This window comes from Ramlibacter sp. WS9 (assembly GCF_003797765.1).
GTDB lineage: Bacteria > Pseudomonadota > Gammaproteobacteria > Burkholderiales > Burkholderiaceae_C > Ramlibacter.
On the sequence record NZ_RKMB01000027.1, the window covers coordinates 1 to 16,077 of the forward strand.

Annotated in this window: 17 protein-coding genes and 1 pseudogene; 14 read left to right on the plus strand and 4 right to left on the minus strand. The window is 66.6% G+C overall.

Features of this window, described 5'->3' with window-relative positions; translation table 11 throughout:
- From EEB15_RS27175 to EEB15_RS27185, 3 genes and pseudogenes are all read right to left on the minus strand, one after another.
- A pseudogene (locus EEB15_RS27175) lies at positions 1-211 on the minus strand (electron transfer flavoprotein subunit beta/FixA family protein); the annotation flags it as partial.
- Positions 212-337: 126 nt separating this feature from the next.
- The gene (locus EEB15_RS27180; RefSeq protein ID WP_141513101.1) at positions 338-1,387 is read right to left on the minus strand and encodes a lysophospholipase; all 1,050 of its coding nucleotides are present in this window, start codon (positions 1,385-1,387) and stop codon (positions 338-340) included.
- 75 nt (positions 1,388-1,462) lie between these two features.
- On the minus strand, positions 1,463-2,359 hold the full coding sequence (locus tag EEB15_RS27185; protein ID WP_141513102.1) for a LysR family transcriptional regulator: 897 nt from the start codon (positions 2,357-2,359) through the stop codon (positions 1,463-1,465).
- Positions 2,360-2,445: 86 nt separating this feature from the next.
- Here EEB15_RS27185 and EEB15_RS27190 point away from each other — a divergent pair, with 86 nt between their 5' ends.
- The 6 genes from EEB15_RS27190 (at position 2,446) to dmpG (ending at position 7,648) form a co-directional block, all read left to right on the plus strand.
- Positions 2,446-3,420, plus strand: coding sequence for a tripartite tricarboxylate transporter substrate binding protein (locus tag EEB15_RS27190; RefSeq protein WP_141513103.1), 975 nt, complete (start codon positions 2,446-2,448; stop codon positions 3,418-3,420).
- Positions 3,421-3,446: 26 nt separating this feature from the next.
- Complete coding sequence (locus EEB15_RS27195; RefSeq protein WP_141513104.1) at positions 3,447-3,971, plus strand: heme-binding protein; 525 nt, start codon at positions 3,447-3,449, stop codon at positions 3,969-3,971.
- An 86-nt stretch (positions 3,972-4,057) separates the two neighbouring features.
- Positions 4,058-4,870 (plus strand): 2-keto-4-pentenoate hydratase, encoded by an 813-nt coding sequence (gene mhpD, locus EEB15_RS27200; protein WP_141513105.1) that lies wholly within the window; start codon positions 4,058-4,060, stop codon positions 4,868-4,870.
- Positions 4,867-5,643, plus strand: a complete 777-nt coding sequence (locus EEB15_RS27205) for a 2-keto-4-pentenoate hydratase (RefSeq protein WP_141513106.1) — start codon at positions 4,867-4,869, stop codon at positions 5,641-5,643. Before mhpD ends, EEB15_RS27205 begins: the two co-directional genes overlap by 4 nt.
- Positions 5,640-6,596, plus strand: coding sequence for an acetaldehyde dehydrogenase (acetylating) (locus EEB15_RS27210; protein ID WP_141513107.1), 957 nt, complete (start codon positions 5,640-5,642; stop codon positions 6,594-6,596). The genes EEB15_RS27205 and EEB15_RS27210 overlap by 4 nt, the downstream gene beginning before the upstream one ends.
- Positions 6,593-7,648 carry a 4-hydroxy-2-oxovalerate aldolase gene (dmpG, locus tag EEB15_RS27215; protein ID WP_141513108.1) on the plus strand — a complete coding sequence of 352 codons (1,056 nt, stop codon included), beginning with the start codon at positions 6,593-6,595 and terminating at the stop codon, positions 7,646-7,648. Before EEB15_RS27210 ends, dmpG begins: the two co-directional genes overlap by 4 nt.
- 15 nt (positions 7,649-7,663) lie before the next feature.
- Here dmpG and EEB15_RS27220 read toward each other — a convergent pair whose 3' ends face one another.
- Positions 7,664-8,458 (minus strand): fumarylacetoacetate hydrolase family protein, encoded by a 795-nt coding sequence (locus EEB15_RS27220; protein WP_141513109.1) that lies wholly within the window; start codon positions 8,456-8,458, stop codon positions 7,664-7,666.
- A gap of 218 nt (positions 8,459-8,676) precedes the next feature.
- Here EEB15_RS27220 and EEB15_RS27225 point away from each other — a divergent pair, with 218 nt between their 5' ends.
- Genes EEB15_RS27225 through EEB15_RS27260 form a run of 8 tightly spaced genes read left to right on the plus strand, consistent with a single transcriptional unit; the run spans position 8,677 to position 16,057 of the window.
- Entirely contained in the window at positions 8,677-9,525 is an 849-nt protein-coding gene (locus EEB15_RS27225) for a branched-chain amino acid ABC transporter permease (RefSeq protein ID WP_199236647.1), read from the plus strand.
- Positions 9,516-11,270 carry an ATP-binding cassette domain-containing protein gene (locus EEB15_RS27230; protein WP_141513110.1) on the plus strand — a complete coding sequence of 585 codons (1,755 nt, stop codon included), beginning with the start codon at positions 9,516-9,518 and terminating at the stop codon, positions 11,268-11,270. The genes EEB15_RS27225 and EEB15_RS27230 overlap by 10 nt, the downstream gene beginning before the upstream one ends.
- The gene (locus tag EEB15_RS27235; protein WP_141513111.1) at positions 11,260-11,964 is read left to right on the plus strand and encodes an ABC transporter ATP-binding protein; all 705 of its coding nucleotides are present in this window, start codon (positions 11,260-11,262) and stop codon (positions 11,962-11,964) included. The genes EEB15_RS27230 and EEB15_RS27235 overlap by 11 nt, the downstream gene beginning before the upstream one ends.
- The gene (locus EEB15_RS27240; protein WP_141513112.1) at positions 11,954-12,523 is read left to right on the plus strand and encodes a cupin domain-containing protein; all 570 of its coding nucleotides are present in this window, start codon (positions 11,954-11,956) and stop codon (positions 12,521-12,523) included. Before EEB15_RS27235 ends, EEB15_RS27240 begins: the two co-directional genes overlap by 11 nt.
- 23 nt (positions 12,524-12,546) lie before the next feature.
- Positions 12,547-13,839: a phosphopyruvate hydratase gene (gene eno, locus EEB15_RS27245; protein WP_141513113.1), complete on the plus strand. Its 1,293-nt coding sequence runs from the start codon at positions 12,547-12,549 to the stop codon at positions 13,837-13,839.
- Between the two features lie 18 nt (positions 13,840-13,857).
- Entirely contained in the window at positions 13,858-14,481 is a 624-nt protein-coding gene (locus EEB15_RS27250; protein ID WP_370283959.1) for an NADPH-dependent FMN reductase, read from the plus strand.
- A 13-nt stretch (positions 14,482-14,494) separates the two neighbouring features.
- Complete coding sequence (locus tag EEB15_RS27255) at positions 14,495-15,505, plus strand: VOC family protein (protein WP_141513114.1); 1,011 nt, start codon at positions 14,495-14,497, stop codon at positions 15,503-15,505.
- Positions 15,506-15,526: 21 nt separating this feature from the next.
- Positions 15,527-16,057, plus strand: coding sequence for a carboxymuconolactone decarboxylase family protein (locus EEB15_RS27260; protein ID WP_141513115.1), 531 nt, complete (start codon positions 15,527-15,529; stop codon positions 16,055-16,057).
- Positions 16,058-16,077: the final 20 nt, after the last annotated feature.

Genomic DNA, 16,077 nt, shown 5'->3' on the forward strand with positions numbered 1-16,077 from the left:
TTTCCTGGCATTGGGCCACGCCGCAGGAGACGGCGATGACCTCGGTGACGACGCCTTTTTCTCTGAGGCGCACCGCCTCTTCGACGGCGATTTCGTCAAAGGGGTTCATGCTCATCTTGACGTTGGCAATGTCGACACCCGTGTTGTCCGACTTGACCCGGACTTTCACGTTGAAGTCGACGACACGCTTGACTGGAACCAGGACTTTCATCGGGGACTCGTTTCGGCAGGGAGTGATTGAAGGTGCGCCCTGGAATCTAAGGCGAGAGTCCGTTCGCCGCAACCGATGATTTCTCACCCACTTGTGCACGATCCGCACAAGTGACGGGGTGCGGATCTACTTCAGCGCGCCCCGCAGCCAGTCGAGGATGAAATCGGCGACCTGCAGGTTGTTCTTGTCCTGCATCATCATGTGGGAGTTGCCCTTCATCCCCGCATCGGGCAGATTCTTCAGCACCGCCATCCCCCCGGGCTGGCGATTGATCCGGTCGACCACCGCTTGCCGTGCCTGCAGCCGCGGTCCGGCGGTGAACACCGGCGCGTCGAGGTGGTCGCCGAACAATTCGAGCACGGGCACGCCGCTGTACGCCGCCACTTGCTTGTCCGACGGCACGACGTTCTGCGCGCCCTCGATGTTGACGACGGCGCGGACCAGCTTCGGGCGCAGGTCCACCAGCGCATCCGCGAAAGGGCCGGCCAGGGAATGCACGATGATGATCGAAGGCCCGATGCGATCCAGCAGTTCGGCCAAGGCGCGTGGCACCGACTGCATCGGGCTGCCTTCGTAGAACGCCTCCCCGAATGGCACGACCTGTGCGCCGAATGCGGGCATGGCTTGCACCGGGTATTGGGTGTCGGCGTAGGGCGTCCCATAGCTGGGCCCGAAGCGGAAGAGCGGCCACGCCAGTTCGCCCGTCACCAGCAGGACGTTGGGCGGCAACACACCGGCGTCGTTTTCCTTCCTGGCTCGGTTGACGGCGGTGGAGTCGAAGCCCGCGCGGCCGCGCCCCGGGGTGTCGACCACGTAGACCGGAAAACCCTTGCGCGCGAAGTATGTGGCCCATCCCTCGCGGCCGTCCGGCGTGGTCTCATAGCTGGCACCGGTGAGCCCGCCACCATGCACAAGCACGATGGGCGTCTTGCCGGCACCTGCGGGAATGCGGTAGTGAACGTACATCTGGTCCACCATCACGGTGCCAGGAGGAACGGGTCCCGCTGGTGACGCACCCGGGAACGCGGATGTCTTGGGCCTGGCCCCGACGAAGAAAATGCCTTCGTCTGCCAGTGTCAGCGGGCTTCCGAGCGCGGCGGCGGCAAGGCCGTGGGCCGCGAGCAATCCGAGCAGCAGCGCCATTGCCCCGGTGCGAGAGAATTTCTTCAACAGCATGAGTGTCTCCTGTGTAGTCGTCGTTCCAGTATCGATGGCGATCCTGCCGGCGTCCAACGAAGAGAACTCATGAACTCATAGGCGCGCTTCATCAGTCGCGGCGATGAATTCCGCGAAAGCCTGGGCTGCCGGCGACAAGGACGCCGCTGACCTGTGCACGAGCGACACTTCGCGGTCGATCACGGGCTTTTCCAGGCGCAGCCAGCGGATGCGCGACTTGTCCGTCAGCCGCACGGCGTAGCCTGGGAGGATCGCGACGCCCACGCCGGCATCGACCAAGCCGATGAGCGAGCCCGCGTAGTTGGCTTCCATCGCGGGCTTCAGGGCGACGCCCGCCGATGCAAAGCCGGCCTCGGTCAAGTCCCGGAACACGCTGCCGCGCCGCAAGGCCAGCACGGGTTGCGCCGCCAGGTCCGCCCACGCCAGCCGCCGCTTCGCACTGAACGGATGCGCCGCCGGGAACACCGCGACCATGGCTTCGGTAAAGAGCAGCGTCCGCTGCAGCTCCGCTTCATTCGCGGCAAAGGTGCCGATGCCCACATCGGCCTGGCCGCTCGCCACGAGTGGCAGCACCTGGGCCGGGAGCGTGTCCTGCAGCATCACCTCGATGCCGGGAAATTTGACGCGGAAGGCCGCGAGGATGGGGGGCAGGTACACGCTGGACAGGAGCAGCGGCGCGGCCACGATCACGGTACCGCGCTCCTTGGCAAGGAACTTGTCGACACCGGCAAGCGCGGACTCCAGTTCGCTCAGGATGCGCTGGGCCTGTGGGAAGAACTCGCTGCCGGCAGCCGTCAAGGCCACGGCCCGTGTCGTGCGATCAAACAGGCGTGTATTGACTGCGCCTTCAAGTTCCCGCACCAGCAGGCTCAACGCGGACTGCGTCACGTGCATCGCCTGGGCTGCCCGCGTGAAGCTGCCAAGCCGGGCCACCAGGACGAAGGCCCTCAGCTGGCGTAGCGTCACATTCATGAGCGGGGACTATCAGTTGATTGAAAAGTTTCGTTTGAATGATAACGCCCGGCCCCTTCTAATAACAGCAACCAGAAGGACGAGACATGAACCGACGTGAACTGCTTGCTTGCCTGCCCGTTGCCCTCGGCGCCGTGCTCCCGGCGGCCGCCCTCGCACAGGCCGCCTACCCCGCGGCACCCGTGAAAGTCCTCGTCGGGTTTCCGCCCGGCACCGCCACCGACATTGCGGCCCGCGCCGTCGCCGAACAGATGGCACGCCGCCTGGGCCAGCCCTTCGTGATGGACAACCGCCCCGGCGCGGGAAGCAACATCGCGGCCAAAGCCGTGGCCACGGCGCAACCCGATGGCTACAACCTCTTCGCCATCACGGTGGCGAATTCGATCAACGCCGCCTTCCCGAATTCCACCGCCGTGGACCCGGTGAAGGACTTCACGCCGATCACGCTGATCGGAAACGCGCCGAACGTGCTGGTGGTCCATCCGTCGCTGAACGTGTCGACTGTGGCCGAGCTGATCGCCCATGCCAAGGCCAAGCCGGGCGGCTTGAGCTACGCCTCGTCGGGGATCGGCACCTCGCCCCACCTTTCGGGCGAGCTGTTCGCGCAGATGACGGGCGTGAAGCTCCTTCACATCCCCTATCGGGGCAGCCTGCCCGCCGTGACCGATTTGCTGGGCGGCCAGGTCCAGATGATGTTCTCGCCGACATCCACCGTGCTGCAGCACGTGCGCGCCGGCAAGCTGAAGGCGCTCGCTGTCACCAGTGCCAGACGGACCGCGGCCGCGCCTGAGATCGCGACGCTCGACGAACTGGGCCTCAAGGGTTTCAACACCTCGGTGTGGATCGGCCTGGTGGCGCCCGCCGGTACGCCCGAAGCCGTGGCGGCCAAGCTGCGCGCCGCCGCCCATGCGGCGCTGGACTCCGCCGAAGTGCAGGCGACCTATCGCACCCAGGGCCTGGACGCGATGAAGAACAGCGGCGAGGAGTTCACGCGCTTCCTGCGCGCCGAGTCCACGCACTGGTCCGCGTTCATCCAGGCCGCAGGCATCAAACCCGAATAGACATTTTCAAGAAAAGGATTCAAGACATGGCCAAGCTTCTCGCAACCGAATGCCGCGAGTTCATCAAGGCGGTGACCGAAAAAGCAACCGAAATGGGCGTGCCGGTCTCGATTGCCATCGTCGGGCCGGAAGGCCACCTCATCGCTCTCGAGCGCATGGACGACGCCGGCTTCATCACGCCCGACACCGCGCGCGCCAAGGCCTTTACCGTCGCGGCTTTCCGTTCGATGAGCCCGCGCTTCACGGACGGGCTGGTGATCCAGCAGTGGTTCAAGGAGCGCAACCCGCAGATGCTGGTGAACGCCTCCGTGCTCACGAATGGCCAGGTGACGGCCTCGGGCGGCGGCGCCCCCGTCTTCAAGGGCGATGAGATGGTCGGCGCGTACGGCATCAGCGGCGCGACCGGCGACCAGGACGAGGAAATCGGCCGCTACGCGCGGGCCAAGGTGGGCTGGGCTCACATGCCCGCCAACGACACCACGCCCGAAAGCGTGAAGCAGCACGTGAACGAAATCTACGCGAAGGTCGGGATCAAAGACCGGTCTCTCTAATGCAACCGCGGCGAGTCCTTCCGCCGCGGCGCTAGCCCCCAGCAATCGAATTGACATGCCCGTCCGCGGGCATGAATGGAGAACCCATGCCCACTCATCCCGCCACGCTGGCGGAAGCAGCCAATGCGCTCTGGCGCGCCGGCGAAACCGGCGGCTTCATCCCGCCCCTGCGCGAGACCTATGCCGGCCTCGACTCAGAGGATGCCTATGCGATCCAGCGCATCAACACCGAACGCAAGGTGGCCGCGGGACGCCGCATCGTCGGCTGCAAGATCGGCCTGACGGCGCGTGTCGTCCAGGAGCAGCTCGGCGTCGACCAGCCGGATTTCGGCATGTTGTTCGACGACATGGGCTACGGCGACGGTGAAACCGTCCCTCTGTCGAAGCTGCACCAGGCGAAGGTGGAAGCGGAGGTCGCGTTCGTTCTCGGGCGCGACCTCGACATGTCCCATCCCGGCCATGTGGACGTGCTGAAGGCCGTGGACCATCTGCTGCCGGCGATAGAGATCGTCGGCAGCCGCATCGCCAACTGGAACATCCGCCTCGTCGATACCGTCGCGGACAACGCTTCCTCAGGTGCCTACGTGCTGGGCGGAACGCCCCGCCTGCCGCGCGACATCGACCTGCGGCTCGCCGGCATGGCGATGACGCGAGGCGGAGAGCCCGTGTCGGTGGGCGCGGGTGCTGCATGCCTGGCGCACCCGCTCAACGCGCTGGTCTGGCTGGCCCGCACCATGGCCCGCGTAGGGCGGCCACTGCGAGCCGGCGACCTCGTGCTGTCCGGCGCGCTGGGCCCGATGGTGCCGGTCAACGCCGGTGATGTCTTCGACGCACGCATCAACGGATTGGGCAGCGTGCGCGCCGTTTTCGAAACCACGGCCGCAAAGGCACCTACATGAACCATATTGAAGAAACGGCGGCACGGCTGGACACCGCCGCCCGCGCCGCACACGCCATCGCGCAGGTCGATCCGGACAATCAACTGTCCCTGGAGGAAGCCTATCTGATCCAGTGCGCAGTCGTGCAGCATCGCGTCGCCCGCGGCAACGCGCGCACTGGCGTCAAGATGGGATTCACCAGCCGAAGCAAGATGCTGCAGATGGGGCTTGCCGACGTGATCTGGGGCCGGCTGACCCAGGACATGAACGTCGAGGAGGGCGGCGCCATCTCTTTCGCGCGCTACGTGCACCCGCGCGTTGAGCCCGAACTGGCGTTCATCCTGAAGAAGCCGATCCCGGCCCACGCCACGGCGCCCGAGGCGCTGGCCTGCGTCGAAGCCATCGCACCGGCGCTCGAGATCATCGATTCGCGCTACGTCGATTTCAAGTTCACGCTGACCGACGTCATCGCCGACAACGCTTCGTCCAGTGGGTATGTGATCGGGCCGTGGTGCGATCCCTCGGTGGATTTCAGCAACCTGGGCCTGACGCTGAACATCGACGGCCGCGTGATCCAGGTCGGGTCGACGGCCGCGATTCTCGGCCATCCCCTGCGTTCTCTCGTCGCCGCGGTGCGCCTGTCGGCAGCCTCCGGCGAGCCGCTGCAGGCCGGCGCGGTTGTCATGGCGGGTGGCGCCACGGCGGCCGAGTGGATCAAGCCGGGCAACGCCGTGAGTGTCGAGATCGAGGGCCTGGGTCAGGCCGCCTTCCGCGTGGAAGGAGAAAAACAGTGAGCGAGAAAGTCAAGGCCGCGATCATCGGCCCGGGCAATATCGGCACCGACCTGATGATCAAGGTGATGCGGCACGCCAGGCACCTGGAGATGGGCGCGATGGTGGGTGTCGATCCGGCGTCGGATGGCTTGGCCCGTGCGCAGCGGCTGGGCATTCCCTCGACGGCCGAAGGCGTCGAAGGCCTGCTGAAGATGGACGTGTTCCCATTCATCGACGTCGTCTTCGACGCGACTTCCGCCGGCGCGCACCGGCATCACGACGAGATCCTGCGTGCGCACGGCGTGCAGCTCATCGACCTGACGCCGGCGGCGATCGGCCCCTACGTCATCCCGGCCATCAACTTGGAGGACGAGGACGCGCCGAACATGAACATGGTGACCTGCGGCGGGCAGGCGACCATCCCGATGGTGGCGGCCATCTCGAGCGTGGCGAAGGTCCACTACGCGGAAATCGTCGCTTCGATCTCCAGCAAGTCAGCAGGCCCGGGCACGCGAGCCAACATCGACGAGTTCACCGAGACGACGCGCTCGGCAATCGAGAAATTGGGTGGCGCCGAGCGGGGCAAGGCCATCATCGTCCTGAACCCGGCCGAACCGCCGCTGATCATGCGCGACACGGTGTTCGTCCTGTCGGAGGACGCGGACCAGGAGACTGTGGAGAACAGCATAGCGCGGATGGTGGCGAAAGTGCAGGCCTACGTGCCCGGCTACCGCCTGAAGCAGCGCGTGCAATTCGAACGGATTCCCGCCGATCGGCCGCTCAACGTGCCGAAGCTCGGGCCCCGGCACGGGCTGAAGACCTCGGTGTTCCTGGAGGTCGAAGGCGCAGCGCACTACCTGCCTTCTTATGCCGGCAACCTGGACATCATGACCTCCGCCGCCCTGGCGTGCGGCGACATGATGGCGCGCCGCCGGCTGGCCGCCGGCACCGCACGCGGAGCGAGACTCTCATGAACAAGAAGATCTATATCTCCGACGTCACGCTGCGCGACGGCAGCCATGCCGTGCGGCACCAGTACAGCGTTGCGAACGTGAAGGCGATCGCCGCGGCGCTCGATGCGTCCGGCGTCGACAGCATCGAAGTCGCGCACGGCGACGGCCTGGAAGGCTCCAGTTTCAACTACGGCTTCGGCGCGCATACCGACGTCGAATGGATCGCGGCGGTCGCGCAGACCGTGCGCCATGCCAAGGTCGCAACGCTGCTGCTGCCCGGCATCGGGACGACCCACGACCTGCGCGTCGCCTATGACGCCGGCGCCCGCATCGTGCGCGTGGCGACGCACTGCACGGAAGCCGATGTCTCGAAGCAGCACATCGCGTACGCGCGTGAACTCGGCATGGAAGCGGTCGGCTTCCTCATGATGAGCCACATGATTCCGGCCGCGATGCTCGCGCAGCAGGCCAAGCTGATGGAGAGCTACGGAGCGGCATGCGTGTACGTCGTGGACTCCGGCGGCGCGCTGAACATGAACGACGTGCGCGACCGCTTCCGGGCGTTCAAGGACGTGCTCGATCCGGCCACGGAAACCGGTATTCACGCCCACCACAACCTGAGCCTGGGCGTGGCGAATTCGATCGTGGCGGTGGAGGAGGGATGCGACCGTGTCGATGCCAGCCTGGCGGGCATGGGCGCGGGGGCAGGCAATGCGCCGCTCGAGGTGTTCATCGCGGCCGCGGCCCGCCTGGGCTGGAACCACGGCACCGATCTTCTCAAGCTGATGGATGCCGCTGACGACCTGGTGCGCCCGCTGCAGGACCGCCCCGTCCGCGTGGATCGTGAAACGCTGGCACTCGGCTACGCCGGCGTCTACTCCAGCTTCCTGCGGCATGCGGAAGCCGCCGCCGCGAAGTACGGGCTCAAGACGGTGGACATCCTGGTGGAACTCGGACGCCGTCGCATGGTGGGCGGCCAGGAAGACATGATTGTCGACGTCGCACTGGACCTGCGCAAGGCATGCGAAGCGCAGGAAGCGGTCCACCACTCGGCCGCCTTCGCCAGTTCATGACCGGCGACCCGTATGTCAACGCCCCGGCCGCGACTCGAGCGTCACATCGTTGCTGAGCACGCCGATCCCGGGGATTTCCACTTCCACGGTATCGCCTGGTTGCAGCAGGCCGACGCCGGCCGGCGTGCCGGTCATGATCACGTCGCCCGGCAGCAGCGTCATGAAGCGGCTCAGGTAGGCGATGAGGAAGGGGACGGAGAACACCAAGTCCGCCGTCGACCCATCCTGCCGCATGGCGCCGTTGACGCGCGTGATGACCCGCTGCTTCGATGGATCGAGTCCGGTCACGATGTGAGGCCCGATCGGTGCGAAGGTATCGTAACCCTTGCCGGCCAGCAGGCACCCGAACGCCGATTCGCGGCGCTGCACCACCCGGTCGCTCACGTCGTTGCCGCAGGTGTAGCCCAGCACATAGTCCAGCGCATCCGCTTCGGTCACGTAGCGCGCGGTCTTGCCCATCACGGCGCAGAGCTCGCCCTCGTAATGGACGATCTCGCCGTCCCAGGGGTACACGATGGAGTCGCCCGGCCCCACGGCCGCTGTGCTCGGCTTCATGAAGATCACGGGCGCCTCGGGCTCCTTCTTGCCGGACTCTTTCGTGTGTTCGCGGTAGTTGTAGGCCGCACCGAAGATGCGCGGCCGCTCGATGGGCGCCAGCAGCTTCGCTTGCGCGAGCGGGTCGATATCGCCGGTTTCGACCAGGCCTTCGAACGGCGGTGCCGCCAGCCGGCGCAGCCGGTCGCCTTCGACGATGCCGTAGTGGATGCGGCCCTGCAGCGCGTAACGCGCGATGTGGGTGGTGTTGTTCATCTATGCGGCTCCGTGGCTAAATTAAGGCTAACGTTAGCTCAAATTGACTTCGCATGTCAATCGATTCTGGTTAGTTGCAATAGGGGCTATCAGAGAGCTTGACAGCTATTCGCTTCCACGCCAGAATTGCGCAAACGATAGCACAAAGGAGACGGAAACATGCACAGATCCCCGGCCGCGCCGGCACCGGCGAGCCCCACCAACGAGAGGTGTCCGCAGTGAGCTTCAGCCTGCTTGCGCAAACCGCCATCGGCGGCATGCTGCTCGGCGGCATCTACGGCCTGCTGGCCTTGGGGCTCAGCCTCAGCTGGGGCCTGCTGCGCCTGGTGAACCTCAGCCACTTCGCGCTGGCGTTCCTCAGCGCCTACCTCACATACCACCTGGGCACGCGGTTCAACGTTGCGCCCTGGGTCGCCGTGTTCGGCATCGTTCCGCTGTTCTTCGCGGTGGGTGTCGCACTGCACGCGCTGTTCGTGCGCTTCAAGGTCAGCGAATTCGCTTCGATGCTGGTGACCTTCGGCATCACCGTGCTGATCGAATCCGTCATCCAGTGGATCTGGTCGGCCGACTATCGCAAGTTCGAAACGCCCTACGCGCTGGAGTCGCTGAAGATCGGGCCGGTGTTCGTGCCCAAGCTGGAACTGCTGGCGTTCATGTGCGCCGCCGTGCTGGCGGTATCGGTGTGGGCCGCGTTGCACAAGACGATGCTGGGCCGGGCGCTGCGCGCTGCCGCGCATGACGGACCCATTGCCGCTGCCTTCGGGGTCAACGCCGTGCGGCTGTCCTACCTGCTGGCCGGCGCGTGCTCGGCGTTGGCGGGCATCGCAGGCATCTTCATCGCGCTGACATCCACCCTCGCGCCGTCGCAGATCGAAGCCTGGATCGGCGTGGTGTTCGCGGTGGTCATCATCGGCGGCCTCGCCAACCCCATCGGCGCTCTCTGTGCGGGCGTGCTGATCGGCGTCTCCGAGGCCATCACCATGGCCGTGGTCAACCCGGCGTGGGCGCCCCTGGTGGCCTTCTCCATCCTCATCGCCTTGCTGCTGTGGAAGCCCAAATGGCTCTGAACATCCGAACCTTGGCGCCGATCGCCGGCATCGGCCTGGTGGCCCTGCCTTACCTGGGCGCGCCCGACTTCTACCTGTCGTACCTGTACGTCATCTTCTTCTGGGTGGCACTGGCCACCAGCTGGGGCATCCTGAGCGGCTACGCCGGCTACTGGAGCTTCGGCCACGCCGCCTTCTTCGGCGCCGGTGTCTACACGACGGCAACGCTTGCGGCCAAGTGGGGCCTGCCGTTCCTGCTCACCATTCCGCTGGCGGCCGGGGTGTCGGCGCTGCTGGCGCTGGGCATCGGGCTGGTGGTGTTCCGTATCCATTCGCTGCGCGCCGAATTCTTCGCACTGCTCACGCTGTCGGTGACGTACGTGGTGGCGGCGATCATCTCCAACACCCCGGTCGACGGCGGCGCCGGGGTGTACTTGAGCAACGTGCCGCTGCCGACCTTCGGCACGTCGGTCCCCGGCGCGATCTACCTGCTGGGCCTGGCACTGGCCGCCGGCGCGTTGGGCATCTCGCGCTGGATCCAGCACTCGCGGTTAGGCGCGGGCTTGTTGGCGATTCACGACGACGAAGACGTGGCCGAAGTCAAGGGTGTGCCCACGCTGCGCTTCAAGTTGGCCGCATTCGCCATCTCGTCGGCCATCGCCGGCGCGGCGGGCGCGATCCAGGCTGCCTATGTGGGCTACGTGACGGTAGCCGATACGTTCGCGATCACCGTGCCGCTCTACGTCGTGCTCATGAGCATCCTGGGTGGCGCAAGGCACTGGGCCGGTCCGGCGATCGGTGCCACGCTGATCACGATCGCGCTCAGCCTGGTGGTGGGCAGCGGCCACGCCGAGGTGGGTCGCGCGGGCGTCGCGCTGGCGCTGATCATCGTGATCCTCGTCCTGCCCGAAGGCATCGCGCCGAGCCTGCTGGGATGGGTGCGCAGGTTCGCCGGTCCTGCGCCAGCGCCGCGGCCGTTGCCGCGGGCCAAGCTCGCGCTGGCGCCGACGCCTCCTGCGGCGCCGGGCGCCGACACGGTGCTGCTGCAGTGCCGGGACGTCGTCAAGAGCTTCGGTGGCATCCAGGCGCTGCGTGGCGTGACGCTGGACGTGCACGAGGGCGAGATCCTCGCGCTGGTCGGCCCCAACGGTTCGGGCAAGTCGACTTTGATCAACATGATCAGCGGGCACTTCGCGCTGTCCGGCGGCTCGATCTCACTGAAGGGCAAGACCATATCGGGCCAGCCGCCGCATCGCATCGCCCGCGAAGGCATCGCCCGCACCTACCAGATCCCGCGTCTCTTCGAACACCTCACGGTGCTGGAGAATGTGCGCCTGTGCGCGGCCTTTGGCCCAGCGCTTCAGATCGGCGACGAGGACCCGGACGTGATCGCGCGCCGCTGGCTCGCCTTCACCGGCCTGGAAGCCAAGGCCAACTTGCTGCCGCGCGCGCTGAACCTGCACGAGCGCAAGTTCGTCGAGTTCTCGCGCGCCCTGGCGGCGCAGCCCAGCCTGCTGCTGCTGGACGAAGTGTTGTGCGGGCTCACGCCATCGGAGGTGGACCAGGCCGTGGCGCTGATCAAGCGCATCCGCGCCGGCGGCACCACCATCGTCTTCGTCGAACACCTGATGCGCGCGGTGGTCGCGCTCGCCGACCGCATCGCGGTGCTGGACCAGGGCAAGCTGCTCGCGCTGGGCGCTCCGCGCGAAACGATGCAGCATCCCGAAGTCATCGGCGCCTACCTGGGGACAGCCCATGCTGCTTGATGTCCGCAACCTGAATGTTGCCTACGGCGACGCCCCGGCGGTGTGGGACGCGTCGCTCTCCATCGGCGCCGGCCAAGTCGTCTCGGTGGTCGGCCCCAACGGCGCCGGCAAGAGCACGCTGATCAACGCCATCGCCGGCGTCCTGCGTCCCACCAGCGGGGACGTTCTGTTCAACGGCACCGATCTTTCGCGCCTGGCGAACCACCGCGTGTGCGAGCACGGCGTGGCCATCGTGCCCGAGGGCCGACGCCTCTTCACGCACATGTCGGTGCTGGAAAACCTGGAGCTGGGTGCCTATGCCCAGCGACGCGCGCAGCTGCAAGAGTCGCTGGAGGAGGTGTTCACGCTCTTTCCGATCCTGCGCGAGCGCAAGCACCAGGTATCCGGTTCGATGTCCGGCGGACAGCAGCAGATGGTGGCCATCGGCCGGGCCCTGATGGCGCGGCCGCGTCTGCTGTTGATGGACGAGCCCTCGCTCGGCCTGTCGCCCGCAATCGTCGACGACATGTTTCGCATCATTGCCACGATCAACGAGCGGGGCGTGGCCGTACTGCTGGTGGAGCAGAACATCACCAAGGCGCTGGAGCTGGCGCATCACGCCTACGTCATCGAGCAGGGGCGCATCGTCACCTCCGGCTCGCCGCGGGATTTGCTTGCCAACCCCAAGATCAAGGAGGCCTACCTTGGCGTCTGATCACTCATTCGGCAAGGGCGTGCCAGCGGCCATCCGCCGTGTGGTCACCGGTCACGACGGTGCGGGCCGTGCGGTGGTCGCTGCGGATGGCGCACCGCCGCGCACCAGCGTGTTCCAGCACATCCCAGGCATGGTGTCGCGCCTGGTGTGGGCGACGCCTGGCGTGCCCGCATTGCCGCACGACGGTGGCGATCCGACATCGGCGATCGCGAACATCGTGCCGGGCCCAGGCGAGAGCCGTCTGCTGATCGTCACGTTTCCGCCGGACAGCGTGTTCGCCTCGCCGGACTTCGACGGCGCCGCCGCGCAGCGCGAGAACCTCTCGGTCAGCCCCGGCCTTGCTGAGCGGTTCGAGCCCGATGGCATGCACGAAACACCAACGGTCGACTACGGCATCGTGCTCGACGGCGAGGTCTGGCTGGAACTGGACGACGGCTGCGCCGAACGGCTCGTCCAACACGACGTGGTGGTGCAGAACGGCACCCGCCACGCCTGGCGCAACAAGAGCACGCGGCCGGCGACGCTGGCCTTCGTGCTGATCGGCGCAGCGCGCCGGTGAATCAACCATCAACGGAGACTAGTTTGACCGATACCAGCATCTCGAAAGTCAGGGGCCGGCGCGTCTGGGACTCGCGCGGCCGCCCGACCGTCGAGGCGGAAGTGCATTTGCAGTGCGGCGCCGTAGGCCGCGCCATCGCGCCGGCCGGCGCGTCCATGGGCAGTGGCGAGGCCGTGGACCTGCGTGACGGTGGAGGCCGCTTTGGCGGCATGGACGTGCAGCGGGCCTGCGCCTCCATCAACGGCGAGATTGCCAAGGCGCTGGCCGGGCGCAACGCCTGCGACCAGATCGGTGCCGACGCCTGCATGGTGGACCTGGACGGCTCGCCCAACCGCGGCCGCCTCGGCGGCAACGCCATCGTCGCGACCTCGATGGCGGTTCTGCATGCCGCCGCGGCGGCGATGCACCAGCCCGTGTGGCGCTACCTGGCCGGAGATCGCGCGGTGCGCCTGCCGCTGCCCGAGATCCAGATTTTCGGCGGTGGGGCCCATGCCGAGCGCCGCGTGGATGTGCAGGACTTCATGGTCATGTGCCCCTGCGCAAGCAGCTTCGGCGAAGCGCTGGACTGGACGGCGGAGATCTACCGCGCCGCCGGCGCGCGGCTGCGCGCCGCGGGCAAGCTGCAGGGCGTGGCCGACGAGGGCGGCTACTGGCCCGTGTTCAAGTCGAACGAGGAAGCCCTGGACGCGCTGGTCGAGGCCATCACGGACGCCGGCTTGAAGCCCGGCCGCGACGTGGGCATCTCGCTGGACATCGCCGCGTCGGAATTTGGACGCAACGGTCACTACGAACTCGCGCTGGAGGGCCGCAAGCTTGACACGCAAGGCATGGTCGACATGCTGGGCCGCTGGCTGGACAGCTACCCCATCCTCTCGGTCGAGGACCCGGTGGCCGAGGACGACGCCGAAGGCTTCCGCATGTTCACCGAGGCGCACGGCAAGCGCTGCCAGGTGATCGGCGACGACTTCCTCGTGACCCACGCGGGCCGGGTGGAAGCGGCAGCCAAGGCTCGCACGCTCAACGCGGTACTCGTCAAGCCGAACCAGGCCGGCACCGTCAGTGAAGCGCACGCCGCGCTGCGCGCGGGCAAGGCCGCGGGCTTCGGAACCATCGTGTCCGCCCGCTCGGGCGAGACCGAAGACACCACGATCGCGCACCTGAGCGTCGGCTGGGACGCCGGCCAGTTGAAGGTGGGTTCGTTCACCCGATCCGAGCGAATGGCCAAGTGGAATGAGGTGCTGCGCATCGAAGAGGCGTTGGGCAGTGAGGCGAAGTTCGCCGGCTGGAGCGCCTTGCCGTTCGCGCGTCATGACTGAAAGCAAAGGAACAGAAAGATGAAAGACATGAGTGTCATCAAGCTGGCGGCCATTTCTGGCAGCCTCAGGGCCGCATCGGCCAACACGGCGGTGCTGCGCACGCTGCAGGACCTGATGCCCGCGGGCGTGGAGATGGACCTGCTGCCGCTGGACGGGCTGCCGCTCTACAACCAGGACCTGGACGGTACGACGCCGCCGACCGAGGTGGCCGCGTTCAAGGCGGCCATCACCGCCGCGGATGGTCTGGTGATCTGCACGCCCGAATACAACTTCGGCATCCCCGGTGTGCTGAAGAACGCGCTGGACTGGACATCGCGGCCCGCCTTTGCGTCGCCTTTGAAGCACAAGCCGGCCCTCATGATGAGCTGCTCGCCGGCCTTCACCGGTGGCGCGCGTGCCCACGCGCAATTGCGCGAGACCCTGACCGGTGCGCTGTCACGCGTGGTGGTGCGCCCACCGGTGGTGATCGGTGGCGTCCACACCAAGATCCAGCAGGGCCTGCTTGCCGATGAGGCCAGCCTGAAGTTCGCCCTCGAGGCCATCGACGACCTGGTTGCCGAGATCCACGCGCAACGCCATGCGGCGGTCTATCGCCAGACGCGGCCAGCCGCATCGTTGGCCGCCGCCGTCCCCCAATCCTGAGAGGAGTCCATCCATGCTGCCAGCCGTCGACCTGAAGCCGCCGTTCAACATCACGCGCGCGAGCCACATCGTGCTGCACGTGTCCGACTTGAAGAAGAGCCGCGACTTCTACGTGAAGATCATCGGTCTCGTCGTCAGCGACGAAACCGCGACCGAGTGTTATCTGCGCGGCCTGACCGAAGCCGGCCACCACAGCCTGGTGCTGGTGCAGACCCAAGGCGAAGCCACCTGCAGGCGCATCGGCTTTCGGGTGTACTTCGACGAAGACCTCGACGTGGCGTTCAAGTGGTTCAAGGACCAGGGCCTGCCGGCCGCGTGGGCGGAGGTGCCATACCAGGGCCGCACGCTCCACGTGGAGGACCCGTTCGGCACGAAGCTCGAACTCTGCGCGCACATGACCGTGCGCGAACGCATGTTCCTGAAGTTCGAACAGTTCACCGGCGCCCACGCCCAGCGCCTGGATCACTTCCAGATCTTCGCACCGGACACCTACAAGTCCTGCGAGTTCTATAGCCGGCTCGGCTTTCGCAACTCCGAATACCTCGCGCACGGCGACAAGCTGCTGGGCGCATTCATGTACCGCAAGGGCACCTGCCTGGACTTGGCGATCGTCGAGAACACCGGGCCGAAGATGCATCACTTCGCCTACATCATTCCCGAGCCGCAGCTGATCTTCACCGCCTGCGACCTGGCCGGCAACTTCGGCTACGGCGGATCTGTGGACCGCGGCCCCGGCCGGCATGGCCCGGGCGGCATGTTGTACGTGTACCTGCTGGATCCCGACGGTCACCGCATCGAGCTGTGCGACGGCCACTACCAGACCATCGACACCGAGGTGGAACCGGTGCGCTGGGAAGCCGCGTCACTCAGCACCAACGTGCGCTGGGGCCTGCCCGCCACCGAGCGCTGGTATTCCCACGCTTCGCCGTTCGAGGGCGCTGTATTGAACAAGCCCGAGAAGGCACCGAGCCCCCTGACGCTCGAAACCTACATCCAACAGCAGATCGCGGCCAAGGCCGCCTGAACCCCAAGCGAAAGAACACACATGGCACGAGTCAAATACCTTCGGCGCGCTGAAGCCGCCAACCAGGCGATCTTCGACCGGCTGGAAAAGGAGCGCAAGCTCCCCACCGCCAACATCTTCCTGGCGCTGACGCAGACGCCCGATCTGCTGGACGGCTTTCTCACCTACGCCAACGCGCTGCGCGGCTCATCGCTCAACCCGAAGCTGCGCGAGCTGGCGATCCTCACGGTGGGCTACTGCACCGGCTCGCAGTACGAGATCGCGCACCACCAGTCGCATGCCGAGAAAGCCGGTGTGTCGCGCGAACAGTTGAAGGCCGTGGCGCAGGTTGACACCTCGGCGCTGTTCGACGAGCAAGAGAAGGCAGTCATGGCCTTCGCGCGCGAATCGACCCATCGTGTCGACGTGAACGACACGGCGTGGGCTGCCGTCGCGAGCTTTCTGAGCGAGCCCGAGCTGATCGCATTGACCCTCACCGTCGCTTGGTACAACTCCGGCGTCCGGATCATGGGGGCGCTCGCGATCGACCTGGAACCCGGCTACACCAGCTGACCACCCCGTCCGTCATTCGA